Source organism: Mesobacillus thioparans (assembly GCF_965138835.1).
GTDB classification, from domain to species: domain Bacteria; phylum Bacillota; class Bacilli; order Bacillales; family Cytobacillaceae; genus Mesobacillus; species Mesobacillus thioparans.
Window position 1 is genome coordinate 468,245 of sequence record NZ_CBCSFH010000001.1, and the last position, 15,531, is coordinate 483,775.

Consider the following 15,531-nt stretch of genomic DNA (forward strand, 5'->3'; position numbering starts at 1 on the left):
ATTTTAATTGAAAAGCTATTTTTATCTGGTAACTTTTTTTGTAAAATGATATGTAGGAAACCGAAATAATTTTTAAAGGAGAAAAACATGAGCCAAACAGCAGCTGCTGTCAGAGCAAGAATGCAAAATCAAAATGAGACAGCATATAAGATACTTTTTATCATCGGATTGGTACATTTATTGAACGATTCCATCCAGTCCGTCATTCCGGCGATGTTCCCGATCCTCGAGAAATCGATGGGCCTTTCTTTTACCCAGCTTGGAATGATTGCTTTTTCCTTGAACATCGTTTCTTCCATCCTCCAGCCTTTGATTGGGATGGCAACCGACAAAAAACCGATGCCATTCGCCCTTCCGCTCGGCCTTACTTCGACGATGTTCGGTGTACTCGGCCTGGCATTTGCGTCTAGTTTCGAATTGGTCATTCTGTCTGTATTATTCATCGGCCTCGGTTCAGCTGTCTTCCATCCAGAAGGCTCGCGCGTGGCCTATATGGCTGCTGGTCCTCGCAGGGGCCTTGCACAATCCATATATCAGGTTGGCGGAAATTCCGGGCAGGCACTTGCCCCGCTCATCACTGCCTTGATTTTAGTTCCGCTAGGCCAATTCGGAGCTGTGTGGTTTACGCTTGTAGCTGCTATTGCCGTTGGTCTGCTCATCTATATCGCGACATGGTACAACCGCAAATTGGATTTTGAAAAAATCGCCGCAAGAACCAGAAAAGCCAGCAATAAAATCAATAAAGGCATTTCCAGGAATATTAAAATCGCCCTTGTCCTTATATTATTCTTGATCTTTGCAAGGTCCTGGTATATCTCAGGCATGACGAATTTCTATGCTTTTTATGCGATTGAAAAATATGGGCTATCGATTAAGCAAGCACAAATGTTCCTGTTTGCTTTCCTTGTTGCAGGGGCGTTCGGTACATTCTTTGGCGGCCCGCTTGCCGATCGTTTTGGAAAGAAGAAAATCATTTTCCTTTCGATGATGGCGACTGCCCCTTTGTCGGCCATCATCCCATTCATGCCACTTCCGGTTGCGGTCTTCCTGTTGACCATTAGCGGCTTTATCCTGATGTCCAGCTTTTCAGTCACGGTCGTATATGCCCAGGAACTTGTTCCCGGCAAGATCGGAACAATGGCCGGACTGACAGTAGGACTGGCATTCGGCATGGGCGCCATCGGGTCTGTCGGCCTTGGGTATCTCGCTGACTTGATCGGGATGCCAATGATGATAATCTGCGTCGGATTCCTGCCCCTGCTTGGAATCCTGACCACATTCCTTCCGACAGACCAACAACTGGCAGAGTGGAATAAGTAAAAAAATATCGGCAATTAAAATTTTCCATCTGCTTTTTTTATGTTTAGGCATGCTCCTGTTAAGGAAAGAAAGATAGTGAGGATGAATTGAAGGGAGATTATCATGTCTAAGTTTAAGATTAATTATTTTTTCGAAAAAGATTTTGAAGTTTCACGGCCAATCGAGGTGGAAAACATTTCTGAAGCCATCCAGGATGCCAAAGACCAGGAAGGCTTGATTGAATTCACCGGTGAAGATGATGTTTTTTATAAATTCGATACAAAAGACATTAAGCTGGTCACAATCACAAAGGCTTAATTTTACATGATAAGGGTGAAGCAATCGCTGCTTCACCCTTTTTTTGTCATTTTATTAAGTTGATGCGCTGAGCCAATTCCTGCTTTTCTTCTTCGCTGAACATATTTTCTGCCATAGGGAACAGGATGCTCTCTTCCTTTGAGAAATGGCTCACCAATGTGAAGTTTGCATTTTTGATCAACTGTGCATTGGCAACCATCTGCTCTGCTGTGAGTCCTGCAGTGCCAGCCTTTGTGTTGTGAAGGAAAGTGCCGATGAACCGTTTTGCCTGATCATGTTCATATTCCATCACCGCTATTGGTCCCATTTCCCTTCCGATATAAGCAGCCATCATCTCGAACAAAACGCCCTCTTCCCGCTCAGAATGAGGCTCCAGCTCAGCGAGGAATTCAACGACCTGCTCTTTCAGTTTCGCAAAGCTTTCCTGCATTTGTACACCTTCTTCAACACTTTTTGAAAGCTCCAAAAGGTCCGCAAGCATATCCAATAATGGAGGGTGTTCATTCTTTAGCTGTTGAAGTCCTTCACTTAATGTAAAACTTGAATCCTGGTTCAAACCGCTCATACAGCCTGTCATGTCAACCGGCCTCCTATACATTTTGATATCTTCATTATAAAAACCAATCAAGCTATACGTTGTGATAGGAATCACAAATTTGGTTTCACGAGGGTATTTGTGAAAGAAATATGACACTTCGTTAAAATTTCTAAAAATTTTAACAATTAGCCTTCAAATATCCAGGATCGTTACATATAATGAATTTATAGCTTAATGTAAAAGGAGTGAACGTACATTGCAGAACTCTTTATATCGTGAATTTTATCGTAAATCACTTGTCCCCGCAGGGCTATGTGACCAGGAATCCTTCCTCGGGATCCAGCCTGACTTGTTCTATACCCATTTGATGATCGGGCTGCAGGGCCATCAGGTAGAAGGCAAAGAATCTTTCCATTGGAATGTCACCATTTATAAATCAGACTCATCGGGAATCTATGATGGCGGCAAACCAGTGTACGCTTCCGAAATGTATGATCGCTTTGATGATGCCATGCTTGCAGCGCGGACGATAGAAAAAGAAATCCGCAACGACGAACTTCATTTGATACAGCAGCAAGAAAAAATCAGTTAACCTCCCCCTCTAAACCCCAACCCTTTGGCTTCACTCTTTTTTGCACCCACTTGTGAATTAACATACATATGATGAATATAGAACATTTAATTACATAGATAACCCCTTGTAGAATGGATTTAACATGTATTCTCAATATTTCTTCGATGTTTCTTTGATTGCAGGAAACGACTTAAAAAGCAAAAGCTGGCGACCATTAATGCAGTCGCCAGCTTTTTTGCTTTTTTATATTACGCGAGCCTGAATACGATTCCGTGGCCGCCTTTTGGATATTCCCATTTAATGTTCTGGTATGGGCATCCGATCCGGCAGCTTCCGCATTCGTGGCAGCCTTCATAGCCTACCTGCATCCGTTTCCCTTCCCATTTATAGACTTCAGCCGGACAAAATACGGTGCAAAGCTTATCAGGGCACTGCGTCATGCAGACATCATGATCCAGGACGGTCAGATGCGATTTCGTGTCACACTTAAACCTTAAAAGAAATTGTTTTTCCTCGATGTTTGTTGTTGACATTATTTCACCGCCTTCCAGGCACGATAGATATCTTGCATTACCTTAAAGGTTCCTTTTTCCGCCGTTACGCTGCGCATGATTTCTTTTTGCTTCTCCCTCTTTGGTGTCCCATCGACTGTGAAGAATTTGCTCATCGCCTTATTCATCATCGGCAGGTATTCCTTGAAATATTGCGGGTATGTCTCGAAGGTGTGTGCTGCATCCTTGTATTTTTCCAGGTCTTTAATGATGAAGCTTCCGAAGAGGGCTTCCTTATAACGGTTCAGGCTCCTCTCACTGAAGTCTCCATCTTTTTTGGCATCAACGATGGCTTCTGCAGCCATTTGCCCTGAAGCCATTGCCATATTGGACCCCTCACGGTGGATGGCATTGACCAGCTGGGCTGCGTCACCTACGACAAGCACGCCGTTACCGGCAACCCTCGGCACGGAATTGAAGCCTCCTTCAGGAATCAAGTGGGCAAGATATTCAGCAGACTCTCCTCCTTCAAGATATGGACGGACCATTGGGTGCTTCTTCAGGTAATCCAGCAATTCGTAAGGTTTTAGCTTTGCTTTGATCATGCTGGAAAGAGTGGTGCCTACCCCGATATTCAAGCTTTCTTTATTCGTATATAAGAAGGCTGTTCCAAGGTTGCCTTTCGTTGAATCTCCGAATATCTCGATTGTCGTCCCGTGGTTGCCTTCAAGGTTGAAGCGTTCATTGATTTTGTCCTTCGGCAGATTGATGACTTCCATAACCGTCAGGGCAACCTCATCAGGGCGGAATTCACGATGGAAGCCAAGCTGCTTGGAAAGCAGGGAGTTGACTCCGTCTGCCAGCACGACGACATCTGCAAAAACTTCACCATCTGGACGGTCGGTACGGACGCCTACCACCTTTCCGTTTTCAACGATACATTCGGTAACAACTGTTTCATTTATCAATAATGCCCCTTGTTCGACAGCCTTCTTTGCGAACCACTGGTCAAACTGGGCACGCAGTACTGTAAAGTTATTATATGGTTCGGCAGCCCATTCAAGACCTTTATATCCTAGCTGGACGACTGATTCCTTATCCATCATCCAGAACCGCTGTTCAACGACGGGCCTTTCCAGCGGCGCTTCCTTCCAGAACTCCGGAATGATGTCTTCCATCTGCTTCCGGTAAAGTACTCCACCCATGACGTTCTTTGAGCCTGGATACTCCCCGCGTTCAATCAACAATGTTTTCAATCCGTTTTTGGCACAGTTGTAGGCACATGATGTTCCTGCAGGGCCGGCTCCTACGATGATTACATCAAATTTTTCAGACATAGCTCATTTCCCCGCCCTTCTCTTTGCTGAGCTCTTTGAACTGCTTGATCAGCTTTGGAACAATTTCCAATGCATCACCGACTATGCCGTAAGTGGCGACATCGAAAATCGGTGCATTCGGATCCTTGTTGATGGCAATGATCAATTCTGAATTTTTCATGCCCTCCACGTGCTGGATCGCTCCAGATATTCCGATTGCAAAGTAAATCTTTGGTGTGACGGTCTCCCCCGTCTGTCCGACTTGCTGGTCATGCTTCAGCCAGCCTGCTTCAACAACATCCCTCGTACCGCCGACGCTTGCACCGATGACTTCGGCCAGTTCATGGATCAGCTGGAAACCCTGTATATCACCCATGCCCTTTCCGCCTGCCACGATGACATGCGCTTCTGCCAGACTTGCTTTTTTTGTTACGTCCTTCACAATTTTAATTACTTTTGTGCGCATATCCTCTTCCCTGAGTTCGAGTTCTTCCTCAATGATGACTCCCTTACGGCCAGTGTCTGGTTCAAGGGCCTTCATGACTTTAGGGCGCACAGTCGCCATTTGCGGCCGATGTTTTTTACATAGGATTGTGGCCATGATATTCCCGCCGAATGCCGGACGGCTTGCCTCAAGAAGCCTTTTTTCCACATCTACATCAAGCATTGTTGTATCGGCAGTCAACCCTGTGCTTAAATCTGTCGCAACCGCACTGGCCAAGTCTTTTCCATTTGGTGTCGCACCATAAAGGAAAATCTCAGGCTTATATTTTTCAGCCAGTATACAAACACCTTTCATGAATGACTCTGTCCGGTAATCCTTCAGGACGGGGTGGTCAACTACATATACCTGATCTGCCCCAGCATAAATCACTTCGTTTGCAAGAGGCATGACACCTTCGCCAAGCATTACACCCGCTAACGGAACTTCCAGCTTGTCTGCAAGCTTCCTTCCGGCACCAAGCAATTCCAGTGACACTCCTTCGATTTTCCCATCATTTACTTCAATGAATACCCAGACTCCCTGGTTTTCTAGCATCCTTTTATTCCCCCTTCAAAATCGGAATCAAGAGTTGGCTGTATTTAATTTCAATAAATCTTTTCGCTCCATCAAAATTCCCATCAGCTGTTCCACCTGTGAATCCGGGCTTCCTTCCAGTCTTTTTCCGCCTTCCAGCTTAGGCGGGCTGAACATTTTCCCAACGATCGTTGGAGATCCCTTAAGACCAAGCTGAGTTTTATCTACATCCTCAAGATCATTCACTGACCATATGACAGGTTCATAGCGTGCAGCCATGATCATGTTCGGCATCGGAGCATACTCGATGTCATTGATCTCTTTTTCGACTGTCAATAGACATGGAAGCTGAGATTGCAGGACCTCATAGCCATCGATTTGCTTCCGTTTGATATGGACATATTTTTCATCCTTATTAACCTCTGAAACTTCTATAACATTGGTAATCGGTGGTATATCAAGACGCCGGGCAATCCCTGGTCCAACCTGGCCCGTATCGCCATCGATCGCATGCTTACCGCAGATCACAAGGTCGATTGGATTATCCTTCGAGATTTTCTCGAGCGCTTTGGAAAGTGCATAGCTTGTAGCCAGTGTATCTGCACCGGCGAACGCTCTGTCAGAGATCAAGTAACCCTGATCTGCGCCAATTTCAACGCTCTTCTTGATGACGGCGACTGCCTGGGGCGGTCCCATGGACAAAACGGAAATCGTTCCTCCAGTTTTATTTTTGATCTTGACCGCTTCCTGGACAGCATGGGCATCATAAGGATTCAGGATTGCCGGTGCGCTCCTCCTGTCCAGGGTATTCGTCTTAGGATTGATTTTAATGATCTTTGTATCGGGCACTTGCTTGACACATACGACAATGTGCATATTCTCTATTCCCCTCCTTGGTTTGAAAAACTATTAACATGTAAGCGGTTACTTTTAGCTGTTTTCCTCTATAGTTCGTTCTCATTAAAAGAGAGGGACACAAATCTTCCATCACTTTGCTGTTCGTCTATCTACATCTGAAGGAACGAATAACCCAGGAAACAACTATTTATGAAACGGCCATGATGTCTGAAATTCACCATATCTTTAAAGAAGCTGAACATCCCCTCACGGCCTTATAAAAATAAAAAGCTGTGTAGTACGATATATGAATCGCATTACAAGCATAGTACCAACATTTAGAAAAGTGAAAAACAAAGATTAAAAAGATAGTAAGATTTGAGGTTAAAAATCATGGATGTGATTAATCATTGAAGCAAATGAATAAAATCAAAAGGATGATCTTGAAATCAACATAATGTCGAGGTAATTGCGAATGTGATGATATAAACCTTTCTATGTTAAAAATATATAAAATAAGCTTATAAAAATATGATAAAAATCACACAAAGTCATTTTCTCGTGAAATTTTGAGCAAATTGTTACATTTTTTTGAATCGTGCTTTTCATTAGTGGATTTCCTTGAAATAGGGTGGAATACTTTGAGAGCTGGGACGAAGGGGCCGCTAAAATATAATAGCCACCGCCATGGCCAGCGGTGGCCTGATTCTTTATATGAGTATTTAAGCATGTGACAAGATATATTGTTTTTTTGTAAGCAGGATGATCTGTCTGAAAAGAAGTCTTGTTTTTTTACGCTGTACTTCTGTTTCCCTGCATAATGCCTGATATTCATAAATCAAGGTGTCTAGTTCTTGGCTGAGTCGCACTGTTTCATCACTTGTATATCCAGTTTCCCCGGCAGCAGCAATCATCATTTCCCTGACGCGATCAATTTCTCCCATTAAAGCATTTTGCGTTTGATACACTTCAAAAATCTCCTCTACTACTTTAATTGCTTAATAAAATAAATAGATTACTTGAAGAATTATTGCAAATGCCTGGATGAATGTAAATAGAATCGCAAAATAAGACAATTTTCATTCCTGAATTTTTTTTGTTCGACAAAGTTTGCAAATTTTTATGATGACTGGCTTGCTTTTTCATCTTCGTAAATTGGCACCCAGCCTTCAGTCGTCACGAAAATCCTTACTGCCACTACCTGTCGGTCATCCTGTAGCGTGAAATAATGGCGGGTATTTTCAGGAACAGAGATTAAGTCTCCGGGATTCAGGAATACTTCAAAGAATTCCCCGTCTTTGCCCTGGATCACGAACACACCATGCCCGCTGACAATGAACCTTACTTCATCATCTGTATGGTGGTGCTCCTGCTTGAAATTGGCAAGCAGCTGGTCAAGATTCGGCGTATTGTCAGACAGCGAAATGACGTCCTGTGCTTTATAACCTCTTCGTACCGAGATATCATCAATTTCAGTCTTGAAAACATCAAGGATCTGCTGTTTTTCTTCGTCTGATAACAGGAACTTTTCCTGAAGGCTGGCTGGCAGCTTATCGATTTCCCATTTTTCATAAATGACTTCCTTTGAATTCAGGAATGCTTCTACTTGCTGTTCCTCAACAATTCTTTCCTGCGTGCTCTGCTTTACGATGTATGCCATGTGAATCTCTCCTTTTTTTAGGTCGCTTTGTTTATTCGTTTATTTACACCACTTTGAACAGTTGGAATGGTTTATGTTCAAGCAGTCTTAATTGATAACGGAATAAAAACTCCGTCGCTTCAAGGATTTTCTTCGCCTCAAAAGCATTCCTTCCCCAGACGGTAATACCATGATTGCGGATCAGTACAGCTCCAGTGTCACCTTTTACGTGTTCGGAAAATGCTTTAGCCAGTGTTGGAATATGGGCATGATTTGGAATAATGGGAATTTTGAGAACAGCATCTTCCTCCCAAAGATCAAAAGCCTTAATCAGTTCCTGGTCCTTGAACTGTATCTCCCCCCTGTCACCGTACACCTCGGAAATCACATTGTTGTCAATAGTATGGACGTGCAGGCTGCAGCCGGCATTGGTCTTCTTGTAGACCTCAACATGGAGCAGTGTCTCGGCAGATGGCTTCAAGTGCGTTTCTTCTGCCGGCCGTCCAAATTGGTCAACGAGCAAAAAATCCTCATCCGTTCTTTTCCGTTTATCTTTTCCACTTGCAGTCACAAGGAATTGCACCGGTTCGTCCGCGACTTTGATCGCGAGATTCCCGCTCGTTCCCATGAACCAGTCACGCTCAGCCAATTCGGCTTTCACTTCAGCCAGATCTTCCCACTTTGTTTCTAAAATGCTCATCCTCTCACCCCTGTCTGAATTTTAAGAGCTTCGACACAATCATGGAATGTCCCGAAAGGCGTATATGGAATCTTCCATTCTTCGCATTTATCTTTTAAGTAATCTCGCGCAAATACCATATCTGCCTGTTTTGCCGCTTCAAGGTCTGTGACGGAATCGCCGATGACTATTTTTTTGATCCCGTCATGCTCCAGCTTCCTCATAATGGATGGCTTACAGCATCCGCAATCATTTGAACATTGATCATCACAGCTGTTCGGCCATTCAATTTTTATTGTTTCACCGGAAAAATCAGAGCCATTGCAAAAGACCCCGGCTAGCGGTCCGAATGAATTAATGATCGGTTCGATGAAAAAGTCAATGCCGCCGCTGACGATATAGACTGGGATCCCTTCCTCTGCTGCAAAATCAAGGAATTCCTGGAACCCGGGACGGATCCTCGCATTCTTTATGGCAAACTCAATGATTTCATCTTTCAGACTGACCGGAAGGAGGGAGAACATTTTCCCGACTCCTTCCCTGATGGAAATCGTGCGATTCAGCACCCCTTCCTTCTGTTCTTCCCAGCCGTCCGGAGCAAACTCGTTCATGATGGCTATAATATTATCCTTTTCGGTCACGGTCCCATCGAAGTCGCAGAAAATGACTGGCTGGCTCATTTTGCCACCGCCTTAGCTAAGCCCCAAAGATCTAACGCTGACTTCAGTTCTTCGAATTCCAGGGCACCTTCCTCAAGTGTTTTACCTTCAAGAACTGTTTCAATTGCCTGCCTGAAGGCCTTTCCGCCGCCCTCAGCTCCGCCCGGGTGTCCATGAACACCGCCGCCAGCATTGATGATCGAATCCAAACCAAAATCCTCAATAAGAAGAGGCACCATGCCTGGATGGATTCCTGCAGATGGGACAGGGAATGTTCTCATGAACTGATCCTCGGCGGTCAATGCCTCAGCAATGGAAAGCGCCTGCTGTTTTTCAAGTGCAACGCTGCCGTAAGGAGATGGGAACAAGGAGAAATCAGCACCTGCATAGCGGAGAAGCTTCCCAAGCAGCAATGAATGGGAAAAACCATATTCATCCGCAGCTGTCAACGCACCGCTTACGGCAGGATGGGCCATGATTGGAATAGCGATCTCTTCATCTTCCCTAAGCTCCTGCAGCACATCAAGTCCGTAGGCAAAAACATTGAACAGCAATGCGTCCGCTCCCAGCTCGGCTGCCTTTCTGGCCTTGTCTCGCAGCTGTGTCGTCCTGCCTGTCAGATTGGCGGCATACAGGGTTCTGTGTCCGGTAGTTTCATAGACTTCTGCAAGGACCTGCTTACCGGATATGATTCGCTTTTCAAAAGGAGCAAGCTCGTTTTCAAACAAGATTTCATCATCCTTGATCAGGTCGACTCCGCCCAGGCTTTGCTTTTTAAGCTGGTCTAGCAGGAATGGAAGGTCGCGGCCGATCACACCTTTGAAGATACTCATTAGCAATGGCCTGTCATAAACTCCGAGTTTATTGCGGATTCCTTCAATCCCGAATCGCGGACCAGGAAAAGCTTTCTTCAATTCATCCCCGAATTCGAGATCGACAAGCTTAATCTTTCCGTCGAGCGACAGCTTGCCAAATACCGTTGTGAGAATGGCCGGCAGGTCTGGAGAAAAATTGACCGCCGGATATGCGATCTTGATGGTCGCCACTGTATCCGAATTGACATCCAGACCGGTTCCTTCAACAGAAACGACTCTGCCTTTATGCTTTTTTAATTGTCTTTGGTCCAGTTCCGGCAGGTCTGTCCAGGAACCCACTGTCAAACCAAGTGCGATGCCCTCGGCTTTTTTCTCTGGATTATGCTTAGCGTCACGAACTATGTATGTTGCTGTAATTTCACTCATGAAGATCTTCCCCTTCCAAAACTTGTTCTTCCCCGTCAATCAGGGGCATAAAAAAAACCTCTTCAAAAAGAAGAGGTTAGGACGTTCACTAAACTCTTCTTATCTTTCAGCTTTCGCTGCAAGAATTAGCACCGTGTCCAGCATTATGCTGGATCGGTTGCCGGGCTTCATCGGGCTCGTCCCTCCGCCTGCTCTTGATAAGAAAATAATTTAATTAAGTTATTTAATTGGTTAAAGTAAATTTATTAATTAGGATTATGTCAGGTTCACAAATCATTGTCAATATTTTTTTTGAAAATTCCTAAGTTTTCAATTCTGCTGACTGCTTCCTTCAATCTCTGTTCAGATGTGAGAAGTCCTACCCGCACATAGCCTTCCCCATGCTCGCCGAAGCCAATTCCCGGTGCAACGGCAATATGTGCTTTTTCCAGGAGGAAGTCAGCAAAATCCACTGATGAGGTGAATTCTTCTGGAATTTTAAGCCAGGCAAAAAAGGACCCTTTCGGAGCAGTGACCTTCCAGCCGATATTCGTCAAACCGTCAATGAGTATGTTCTTTCTTGATTCATACAAATCACTCAATTCCGTCACACATTCCTGTGATCCGAGCAATGCTTCGGCTGCCGCCTCCTGGATAGCACCAAACAAGCTGACATACATATGGTCCTGCAGTAAATTAATCGCGGCAATCACACTCTTGTTGCCTGCAGCAAAGCCAACTCGCCATCCTGCCATATTATACGTCTTTGACAAAGTATAAATCTCGATGCCGACATCCTTCGCACCCTCTGACTGCAAAAAGCTATATGGGCGTTTTCCGTCAAAGCCAATCGCTCCATAGGCAAAATCGTGCACAATACATATTTTGTTTTTTTGTGCCCGCTCTATTGTTTCGTCAAAGAATTCCTTATTCGCAACTGCACCAGTAGGGTTATTAGGGTAATTCAGGAACATCAATTTTGCCTTTGCGAGTTCTTCTGAGCTCAACTCTGAGTAGTCAGGAAGGAAGCCATTTTCTTCCCTTAGCGGCATTTTTATTATCTCTGCCCTTGCCAGCTCCACTCCTGACCAGTAATCTGGATAGCCAGGATCCGGAACAAGTATCGAGTCTCCAGGGTTCAACAAGCATTGAGGAATTTCAACCAGGCCAGCCTTGCCGCCAAACAGGATGGCAATTTCCTCTTCAGGGTCAAGTTCAACGCCATATTCCCTTTTATAAAACCCAGCTGCCGCTACTTTTAACGAACGCAAGCCCCGGAAAGGTGAATATTTGTGGTTCAGCGGATTTTCTGCAGCTGTTTTTAATCTGTTCACAATATGGTCTGGTGTCGGCTGGTCAGGATTTCCCTGTCCAAGGTTGATGACATCGGCTCCTTTTTCAGTATATGAGCCCACCTTTTGCACGAGTGAAGCAAAAAACTGTCTCGGCAGGCTTTTTAATAACTCAGACTGTTCGAATTCCATTCTCTCACCTGCTTAATAATTTTATATATTTGAAATTTTTAATTTGAAATTCTAGTCACAAATGATATAACGTAAATAGTAACTTGTAAAGATATAATTTTCAGAAAGTATGGAGTTGACCTTATATGAAATTCAAGATAGCATGCCTGCAAATGGATATTGCTTTTGGAAACCCTGAAAAAAACTATCATGCTGCATCCCGGATGATTGACATGGCAAGTTCTCAAAAACCAGATATCGTAGTCCTCCCCGAGCTATGGACAACAGGATATGACCTGGCCAATTTGGATGGTACAGCCGATGAAGGGGCACAGGAGGCCAAAGTTTTTTTCCATGAAGCAGCTCTGAAGCATCAAACCCATTTTATTGGCGGTTCCGTCGCCAACAAAACCGAAGCGGGGATTGAAAATACAATGCTCATTTTTGACAAGGAAGGTGAGTTTGCCGGGAAATACAGCAAGCTTCATCTGTTCCGGCTCATGGATGAGCACCTATATCTCGCAGCCGGGAAGGATAAAGGGTTGTTCTCTTTGGATGGCCATAAATTTGCAGGGCTGATTTGCTATGACATCCGTTTCCCTGAATGGGTGCGTGCCCATGCCCTCCAGGATGTAGAAGCACTCTTCATTGTCGCAGAATGGCCGATCCAGCGTCTAGAACACTGGCGCGCTTTGCTGATTGCCCGTGCCATTGAAAACCAGTGCTTTGTCATTGCCTGCAACCGTGCCGGCGCAGACCCCAACAATACTTTTGCCGGCCATTCAATGGTCATTGGTCCATGGGGTGACGTGATCGCTGAAGGCGGAGAAGGCGAAGAAATCCTTTTCGCGGAAATCGACCTTGACCAGGTGAAAGAGGCTAGAAGCAAAATCCCTATTTTCACTGACCGTCGGCCTGAATTGTATTAATCCATGAAACCAGCCTAAAAAACCGCCTGGGAACCCCTTTGGCGGTTTTTTCGCTGAGACATCGGAACCATCACTCTGGTTTTGCCCACATCTCCTCGGGGTTCAATTCATAAATCCCCTTCTCACGATACATATAGTGATTGATGATGAACTCACGCCTGATCGTGGCATAGTCTTCGTGAAACTTTTTAATATATTCGTTCAGCTCTTTCTCCGGGTATTTTTTACCCACTTTTAAGCCTCGGACCATGTATTCAAAAATCAGCAGTTTCTTCTTCCTCTGGGCCGGGATATTTTTCAATTTACCTTCTTTGGTCATGAAATTTTCAATGACCTTCTGCCTTTCGATATTCTGATCGATCAATGCTTCCACCTCCTCTTCCTTTTTCATGATCAGCCTGCCAAGCGACTGGGTCTGCTGCTTGATGACCGACTCGTTCAAATGGAAATAAATTGTGTTCTTATCCCTGCGCTCAATGATCACATTGACATCACGCAACTTTTTAATATGATGGGTGATCGTGGGTGGCGTAAGGCCTAATTTCCCGGCGATTGCCTGGCCATGAAGCGGGCCTCGGGCCAGCAGCGCAACAATCCTGATCCTCGTTGGGTCGCCCATTGCTTTATGAAAAGCGACTATTCTATCCAGCTGCATTATATCACTCCTGTATATTTTACATACATCTAATTAGGTATATATCTAATATATAATATTTTCCAGAATATTAAAAGCTTTTTTTGAAAAGTTTTCAGTAGCAAGCGGCCTCTTTCCTTCACAAAGCTCATCCCTCCTGAGAAACTACATAAAAAAACGTCTGATCAATGATTCAATCAGACGTTTCTTCAGTGATTGGCAAATACAGTTGGAAAGTTGTCCCGTGCCCAACTTCACTTTCCACTTCTATCGTGCCTCCATGTTCTTCAATGATCTTGAAACTGACCATCAGTCCAAGGCCGGTTCCTCTTTCTTTTGTTGTGTAGAATGGTTCCCCGAGCTTTTCAATTTTATCGGCAGGAATACCTTCGCCCTCATCCTTGATTGAAATATGTAACATGTTCCCTGGTGCCTTATTGATTGAAACGTTTACGAATCCGCCTTTTGGCATGACTTCGATGGCATTTTTCAGGATATTGATAAATACCTTTTTCAACTGGTTCGGTTCACAAAGTAGATTTGGTAAACTTTCATCATAAGATGTCCTGAACTGGACGTCATGAAGGACTGCCTGCGCTGTGAGAAGGTCAACGGTCTCCTTCATGATCTTCGAGATATCTTCCTTGACATATTTAATAACTTGAGGCTTGGCAAGGATGAGGAACTCATTGATGATCGAGTCTATCCTCTGGAGTTCGGACTTGATTACCTGGAAATAGAGGGAATACTGGTCACCCGTGCTGTTCTCGAGAAGCTGGATGAATCCTTTGAGCGCAGTCATTGGATTTCGGATTTCATGCGCTATACCGGCCGCCAGCTCACCAAGTATATTCAAAGTATCAGATTTTCGAAGTTGTGTCTCCATTTCGACTTTTTCAGTGATATTCCTGAAAATAATCAAATTCAGGCTATCGACCAGGTGCCGTGTCACCGTGTACTCGAAATGCTCCAAACCACCATCTTCATAAGGGATGGCAATCCTCCCATCAAGCTTTCCTTTCCGCAACAGCTCGAAAAATTTTTCATCAAGCAATCCCTCGGGTAATCCAAGGCTGATGAAAAGTTTCCGGAAACTTTCTTCTTCTAGGTCTTCAGACTTCAATCCAAGCATCGCCATACCGGAAGGATTGATTTCATAGCGTTTGCAATTTTCATTCCAAAGAATCATGCCCTCGATCGATCCTTCGAAGATTTTCCTGAATCTTTCCTCACTTTTGCGGATTTCCTGTTCCATCCGGTAACGGTCACTTGCATCCCGCACAATGGTCATATGGTACCCGTCCCCAGCATTGAGCTTGACGGTGAATTCCAAAAGCCGCTTTTCCCCGTTTGGCAGCATGAAGACCGCTTCCTCTCGCAAGGCGCCTTTTTCTTCGATACTTCTTTTCATTGCCTGATATTTTTCATCTTTTTGATAAATAAAATCTGAAATCCTGTGTTTCAGTAATTCATCCAGAGTAAGACCGAAAATGTTGCAGGTCGCTTCATTCGCAGCAATCACCTGCCCGCATTTCCTCCAGAATACTATGCCGTCAAGCGCTTCTCTAAATAAACTTTTTAATAAACCTCTGTCTTCGAGAAATCTTTCATCGAAAGTTATATGACTATCATCCGGTGCCACGTCTAAAGAGCAGTTTGTGGCTGCTTGCTGGTCTTTTGCGATCTCTTTTAATAAGGAATTTTCTTGTTCTAAAGCGGCTATTTTTTCCTTCAGTGCCTTAATATCATCCTGTCCATTAGCACTCCCCACCAGAAAGCCTCCTTGTCAGATTCCCATTTTTCTAGTAATTTCTACATCGATGTTAAAAATCCCTTTAATTTCGTGATTTTTTCCTGTTTATTAACGAGGTTTTCTGCAGACACGGAAAAAATGAAAAAAGCCGGGAGGCCCCGGCT

Annotated in this window: 17 protein-coding genes and 1 riboswitch; of the genes, 4 read left to right on the forward strand and 13 right to left on the reverse strand. The window is 44.4% G+C overall.

The features are described 5' to 3' along the window. Window positions 1–87: 87 nt before the first annotated feature. Both ACNAZ4_RS02450 and ACNAZ4_RS02455 read left to right on the forward strand, forming a co-directional pair. Window positions 88–1,320 carry an MFS transporter gene (locus tag ACNAZ4_RS02450; RefSeq protein ID WP_415812598.1) on the forward strand — a complete coding sequence of 411 codons (1,233 nt, stop codon included), beginning with the start codon at window positions 88–90 and terminating at the stop codon, window positions 1,318–1,320. Window positions 1,321–1,422: 102 nt separating this feature from the next. Then, window positions 1,423–1,617, forward strand: a complete 195-nt coding sequence (locus tag ACNAZ4_RS02455) for a hypothetical protein (protein ID WP_415812599.1) — start codon at window positions 1,423–1,425, stop codon at window positions 1,615–1,617. A 46-nt stretch (window positions 1,618–1,663) separates the two neighbouring features. Here ACNAZ4_RS02455 and ACNAZ4_RS02460 read toward each other — a convergent pair whose 3' ends face one another. After that, window positions 1,664–2,194 carry a hemerythrin domain-containing protein gene (locus ACNAZ4_RS02460; protein WP_415812600.1) on the reverse strand — a complete coding sequence of 177 codons (531 nt, stop codon included), beginning with the start codon at window positions 2,192–2,194 and terminating at the stop codon, window positions 1,664–1,666. A gap of 217 nt (window positions 2,195–2,411) precedes the next feature. Here ACNAZ4_RS02460 and ACNAZ4_RS02465 point away from each other — a divergent pair, with 217 nt between their 5' ends. Beyond that, a complete protein-coding gene (locus tag ACNAZ4_RS02465; protein WP_415812601.1) occupies window positions 2,412–2,747 on the forward strand; it encodes a hypothetical protein in 336 nt (111 codons plus the stop codon). Between the two features lie 230 nt (window positions 2,748–2,977). Here ACNAZ4_RS02465 and ACNAZ4_RS02470 read toward each other — a convergent pair whose 3' ends face one another. From ACNAZ4_RS02470 to ACNAZ4_RS02515, 10 genes are all read right to left on the reverse strand, one after another. Then, entirely contained in the window at window positions 2,978–3,262 is a 285-nt protein-coding gene (locus tag ACNAZ4_RS02470; protein WP_023615122.1) for a ferredoxin family protein, read from the reverse strand. Further along, window positions 3,262–4,557, reverse strand: a complete 1,296-nt coding sequence (locus tag ACNAZ4_RS02475) for an FAD-dependent oxidoreductase (protein WP_415812602.1) — start codon at window positions 4,555–4,557, stop codon at window positions 3,262–3,264. The genes ACNAZ4_RS02470 and ACNAZ4_RS02475 overlap by 1 nt, the downstream gene beginning before the upstream one ends. Beyond that, window positions 4,550–5,575, reverse strand: coding sequence for an electron transfer flavoprotein subunit alpha/FixB family protein (locus ACNAZ4_RS02480; protein WP_415812603.1), 1,026 nt, complete (start codon window positions 5,573–5,575; stop codon window positions 4,550–4,552). Before ACNAZ4_RS02480 ends, ACNAZ4_RS02475 begins: the two co-directional genes overlap by 8 nt. 27 nt (window positions 5,576–5,602) lie before the next feature. After that, window positions 5,603–6,430, reverse strand: a complete 828-nt coding sequence (locus ACNAZ4_RS02485) for an electron transfer flavoprotein subunit beta/FixA family protein (protein ID WP_415812604.1) — start codon at window positions 6,428–6,430, stop codon at window positions 5,603–5,605. Between the two features lie 683 nt (window positions 6,431–7,113). Then, the gene (locus ACNAZ4_RS02490) at window positions 7,114–7,359 is read right to left on the reverse strand and encodes an aspartyl-phosphate phosphatase Spo0E family protein (RefSeq protein WP_415812605.1); all 246 of its coding nucleotides are present in this window, start codon (window positions 7,357–7,359) and stop codon (window positions 7,114–7,116) included. Between the two features lie 152 nt (window positions 7,360–7,511). Further along, window positions 7,512–8,051 carry a 1,2-dihydroxy-3-keto-5-methylthiopentene dioxygenase gene (locus ACNAZ4_RS02495; RefSeq protein WP_415812606.1) on the reverse strand — a complete coding sequence of 180 codons (540 nt, stop codon included), beginning with the start codon at window positions 8,049–8,051 and terminating at the stop codon, window positions 7,512–7,514. Between the two features lie 43 nt (window positions 8,052–8,094). Then, on the reverse strand, window positions 8,095–8,730 hold the full coding sequence (locus ACNAZ4_RS02500; RefSeq protein WP_415812607.1) for a methylthioribulose 1-phosphate dehydratase: 636 nt from the start codon (window positions 8,728–8,730) through the stop codon (window positions 8,095–8,097). Next, complete coding sequence (locus tag ACNAZ4_RS02505; RefSeq protein ID WP_415812608.1) at window positions 8,727–9,389, reverse strand: 2-hydroxy-3-keto-5-methylthiopentenyl-1-phosphate phosphatase; 663 nt, start codon at window positions 9,387–9,389, stop codon at window positions 8,727–8,729. The genes ACNAZ4_RS02500 and ACNAZ4_RS02505 overlap by 4 nt, the downstream gene beginning before the upstream one ends. Further along, on the reverse strand, window positions 9,386–10,609 hold the full coding sequence (gene mtnW, locus ACNAZ4_RS02510; RefSeq protein WP_415812609.1) for a 2,3-diketo-5-methylthiopentyl-1-phosphate enolase: 1,224 nt from the start codon (window positions 10,607–10,609) through the stop codon (window positions 9,386–9,388). The genes ACNAZ4_RS02505 and mtnW overlap by 4 nt, the downstream gene beginning before the upstream one ends. A gap of 96 nt (window positions 10,610–10,705) precedes the next feature. Then, window positions 10,706–10,813, reverse strand: a riboswitch (SAM riboswitch). A 62-nt stretch (window positions 10,814–10,875) separates the two neighbouring features. Further along, a complete protein-coding gene (locus ACNAZ4_RS02515; protein WP_415812610.1) occupies window positions 10,876–12,072 on the reverse strand; it encodes a pyridoxal phosphate-dependent aminotransferase in 1,197 nt (398 codons plus the stop codon). Window positions 12,073–12,197: 125 nt separating this feature from the next. On the opposite strand from ACNAZ4_RS02515, the gene ACNAZ4_RS02520 reads away from it, so the two are divergent. Beyond that, complete coding sequence (locus ACNAZ4_RS02520) at window positions 12,198–12,980, forward strand: carbon-nitrogen family hydrolase (protein ID WP_415812611.1); 783 nt, start codon at window positions 12,198–12,200, stop codon at window positions 12,978–12,980. 70 nt (window positions 12,981–13,050) lie between these two features. On the opposite strand, the gene ACNAZ4_RS02525 is transcribed toward ACNAZ4_RS02520, so the two are convergent. Together ACNAZ4_RS02525 and ACNAZ4_RS02530 are read right to left on the reverse strand one after the other, a co-directional pair. Continuing rightward, window positions 13,051–13,635 carry a DUF2087 domain-containing protein gene (locus ACNAZ4_RS02525; protein ID WP_415812612.1) on the reverse strand — a complete coding sequence of 195 codons (585 nt, stop codon included), beginning with the start codon at window positions 13,633–13,635 and terminating at the stop codon, window positions 13,051–13,053. A 172-nt stretch (window positions 13,636–13,807) separates the two neighbouring features. Continuing rightward, window positions 13,808–15,385 (reverse strand): ATP-binding protein, encoded by a 1,578-nt coding sequence (locus ACNAZ4_RS02530; RefSeq protein WP_415812613.1) that lies wholly within the window; start codon window positions 15,383–15,385, stop codon window positions 13,808–13,810. Between the last annotated feature and the right edge of the window lie 146 nt (window positions 15,386–15,531).

Excerpts from the sequence above, each read along its gene's own strand:
- ACNAZ4_RS02450 (WP_415812598.1), top strand. The coding sequence starts at position 88 with ATGAGCCAAACAGCAGCTGCTGTCAGAGCAAGAATGCAAAATCAAAAT.
- mtnW (WP_415812609.1), bottom strand. The coding sequence starts at position 10,609 with ATGAGTGAAATTACAGCAACATACATAGTTCGTGACGCTAAGCATAAT.
- ACNAZ4_RS02480 (WP_415812603.1), bottom strand. The coding sequence starts at position 5,575 with ATGCTAGAAAACCAGGGAGTCTGGGTATTCATTGAAGTAAATGATGGG.
- ACNAZ4_RS02455 (WP_415812599.1), top strand. The coding sequence starts at position 1,423 with ATGTCTAAGTTTAAGATTAATTATTTTTTCGAAAAAGATTTTGAAGTT.
- ACNAZ4_RS02470 (WP_023615122.1), bottom strand. The coding sequence starts at position 3,262 with ATGTCAACAACAAACATCGAGGAAAAACAATTTCTTTTAAGGTTTAAG.
- ACNAZ4_RS02515 (WP_415812610.1), bottom strand. The coding sequence starts at position 12,072 with ATGGAATTCGAACAGTCTGAGTTATTAAAAAGCCTGCCGAGACAGTTT.
- ACNAZ4_RS02460 (WP_415812600.1), bottom strand. The coding sequence starts at position 2,194 with ATGACAGGCTGTATGAGCGGTTTGAACCAGGATTCAAGTTTTACATTA.
- ACNAZ4_RS02500 (WP_415812607.1), bottom strand. The coding sequence starts at position 8,730 with ATGAGCATTTTAGAAACAAAGTGGGAAGATCTGGCTGAAGTGAAAGCC.
- ACNAZ4_RS02475 (WP_415812602.1), bottom strand. The coding sequence starts at position 4,557 with ATGTCTGAAAAATTTGATGTAATCATCGTAGGAGCCGGCCCTGCAGGA.
- ACNAZ4_RS02505 (WP_415812608.1), bottom strand. The coding sequence starts at position 9,389 with ATGAGCCAGCCAGTCATTTTCTGCGACTTCGATGGGACCGTGACCGAA.
- ACNAZ4_RS02520 (WP_415812611.1), top strand. The coding sequence starts at position 12,198 with ATGAAATTCAAGATAGCATGCCTGCAAATGGATATTGCTTTTGGAAAC.
- ACNAZ4_RS02495 (WP_415812606.1), bottom strand. The coding sequence starts at position 8,051 with ATGGCATACATCGTAAAGCAGAGCACGCAGGAAAGAATTGTTGAGGAA.
- ACNAZ4_RS02525 (WP_415812612.1), bottom strand. The coding sequence starts at position 13,635 with ATGCAGCTGGATAGAATAGTCGCTTTTCATAAAGCAATGGGCGACCCA.
- ACNAZ4_RS02485 (WP_415812604.1), bottom strand. The coding sequence starts at position 6,430 with ATGCACATTGTCGTATGTGTCAAGCAAGTGCCCGATACAAAGATCATT.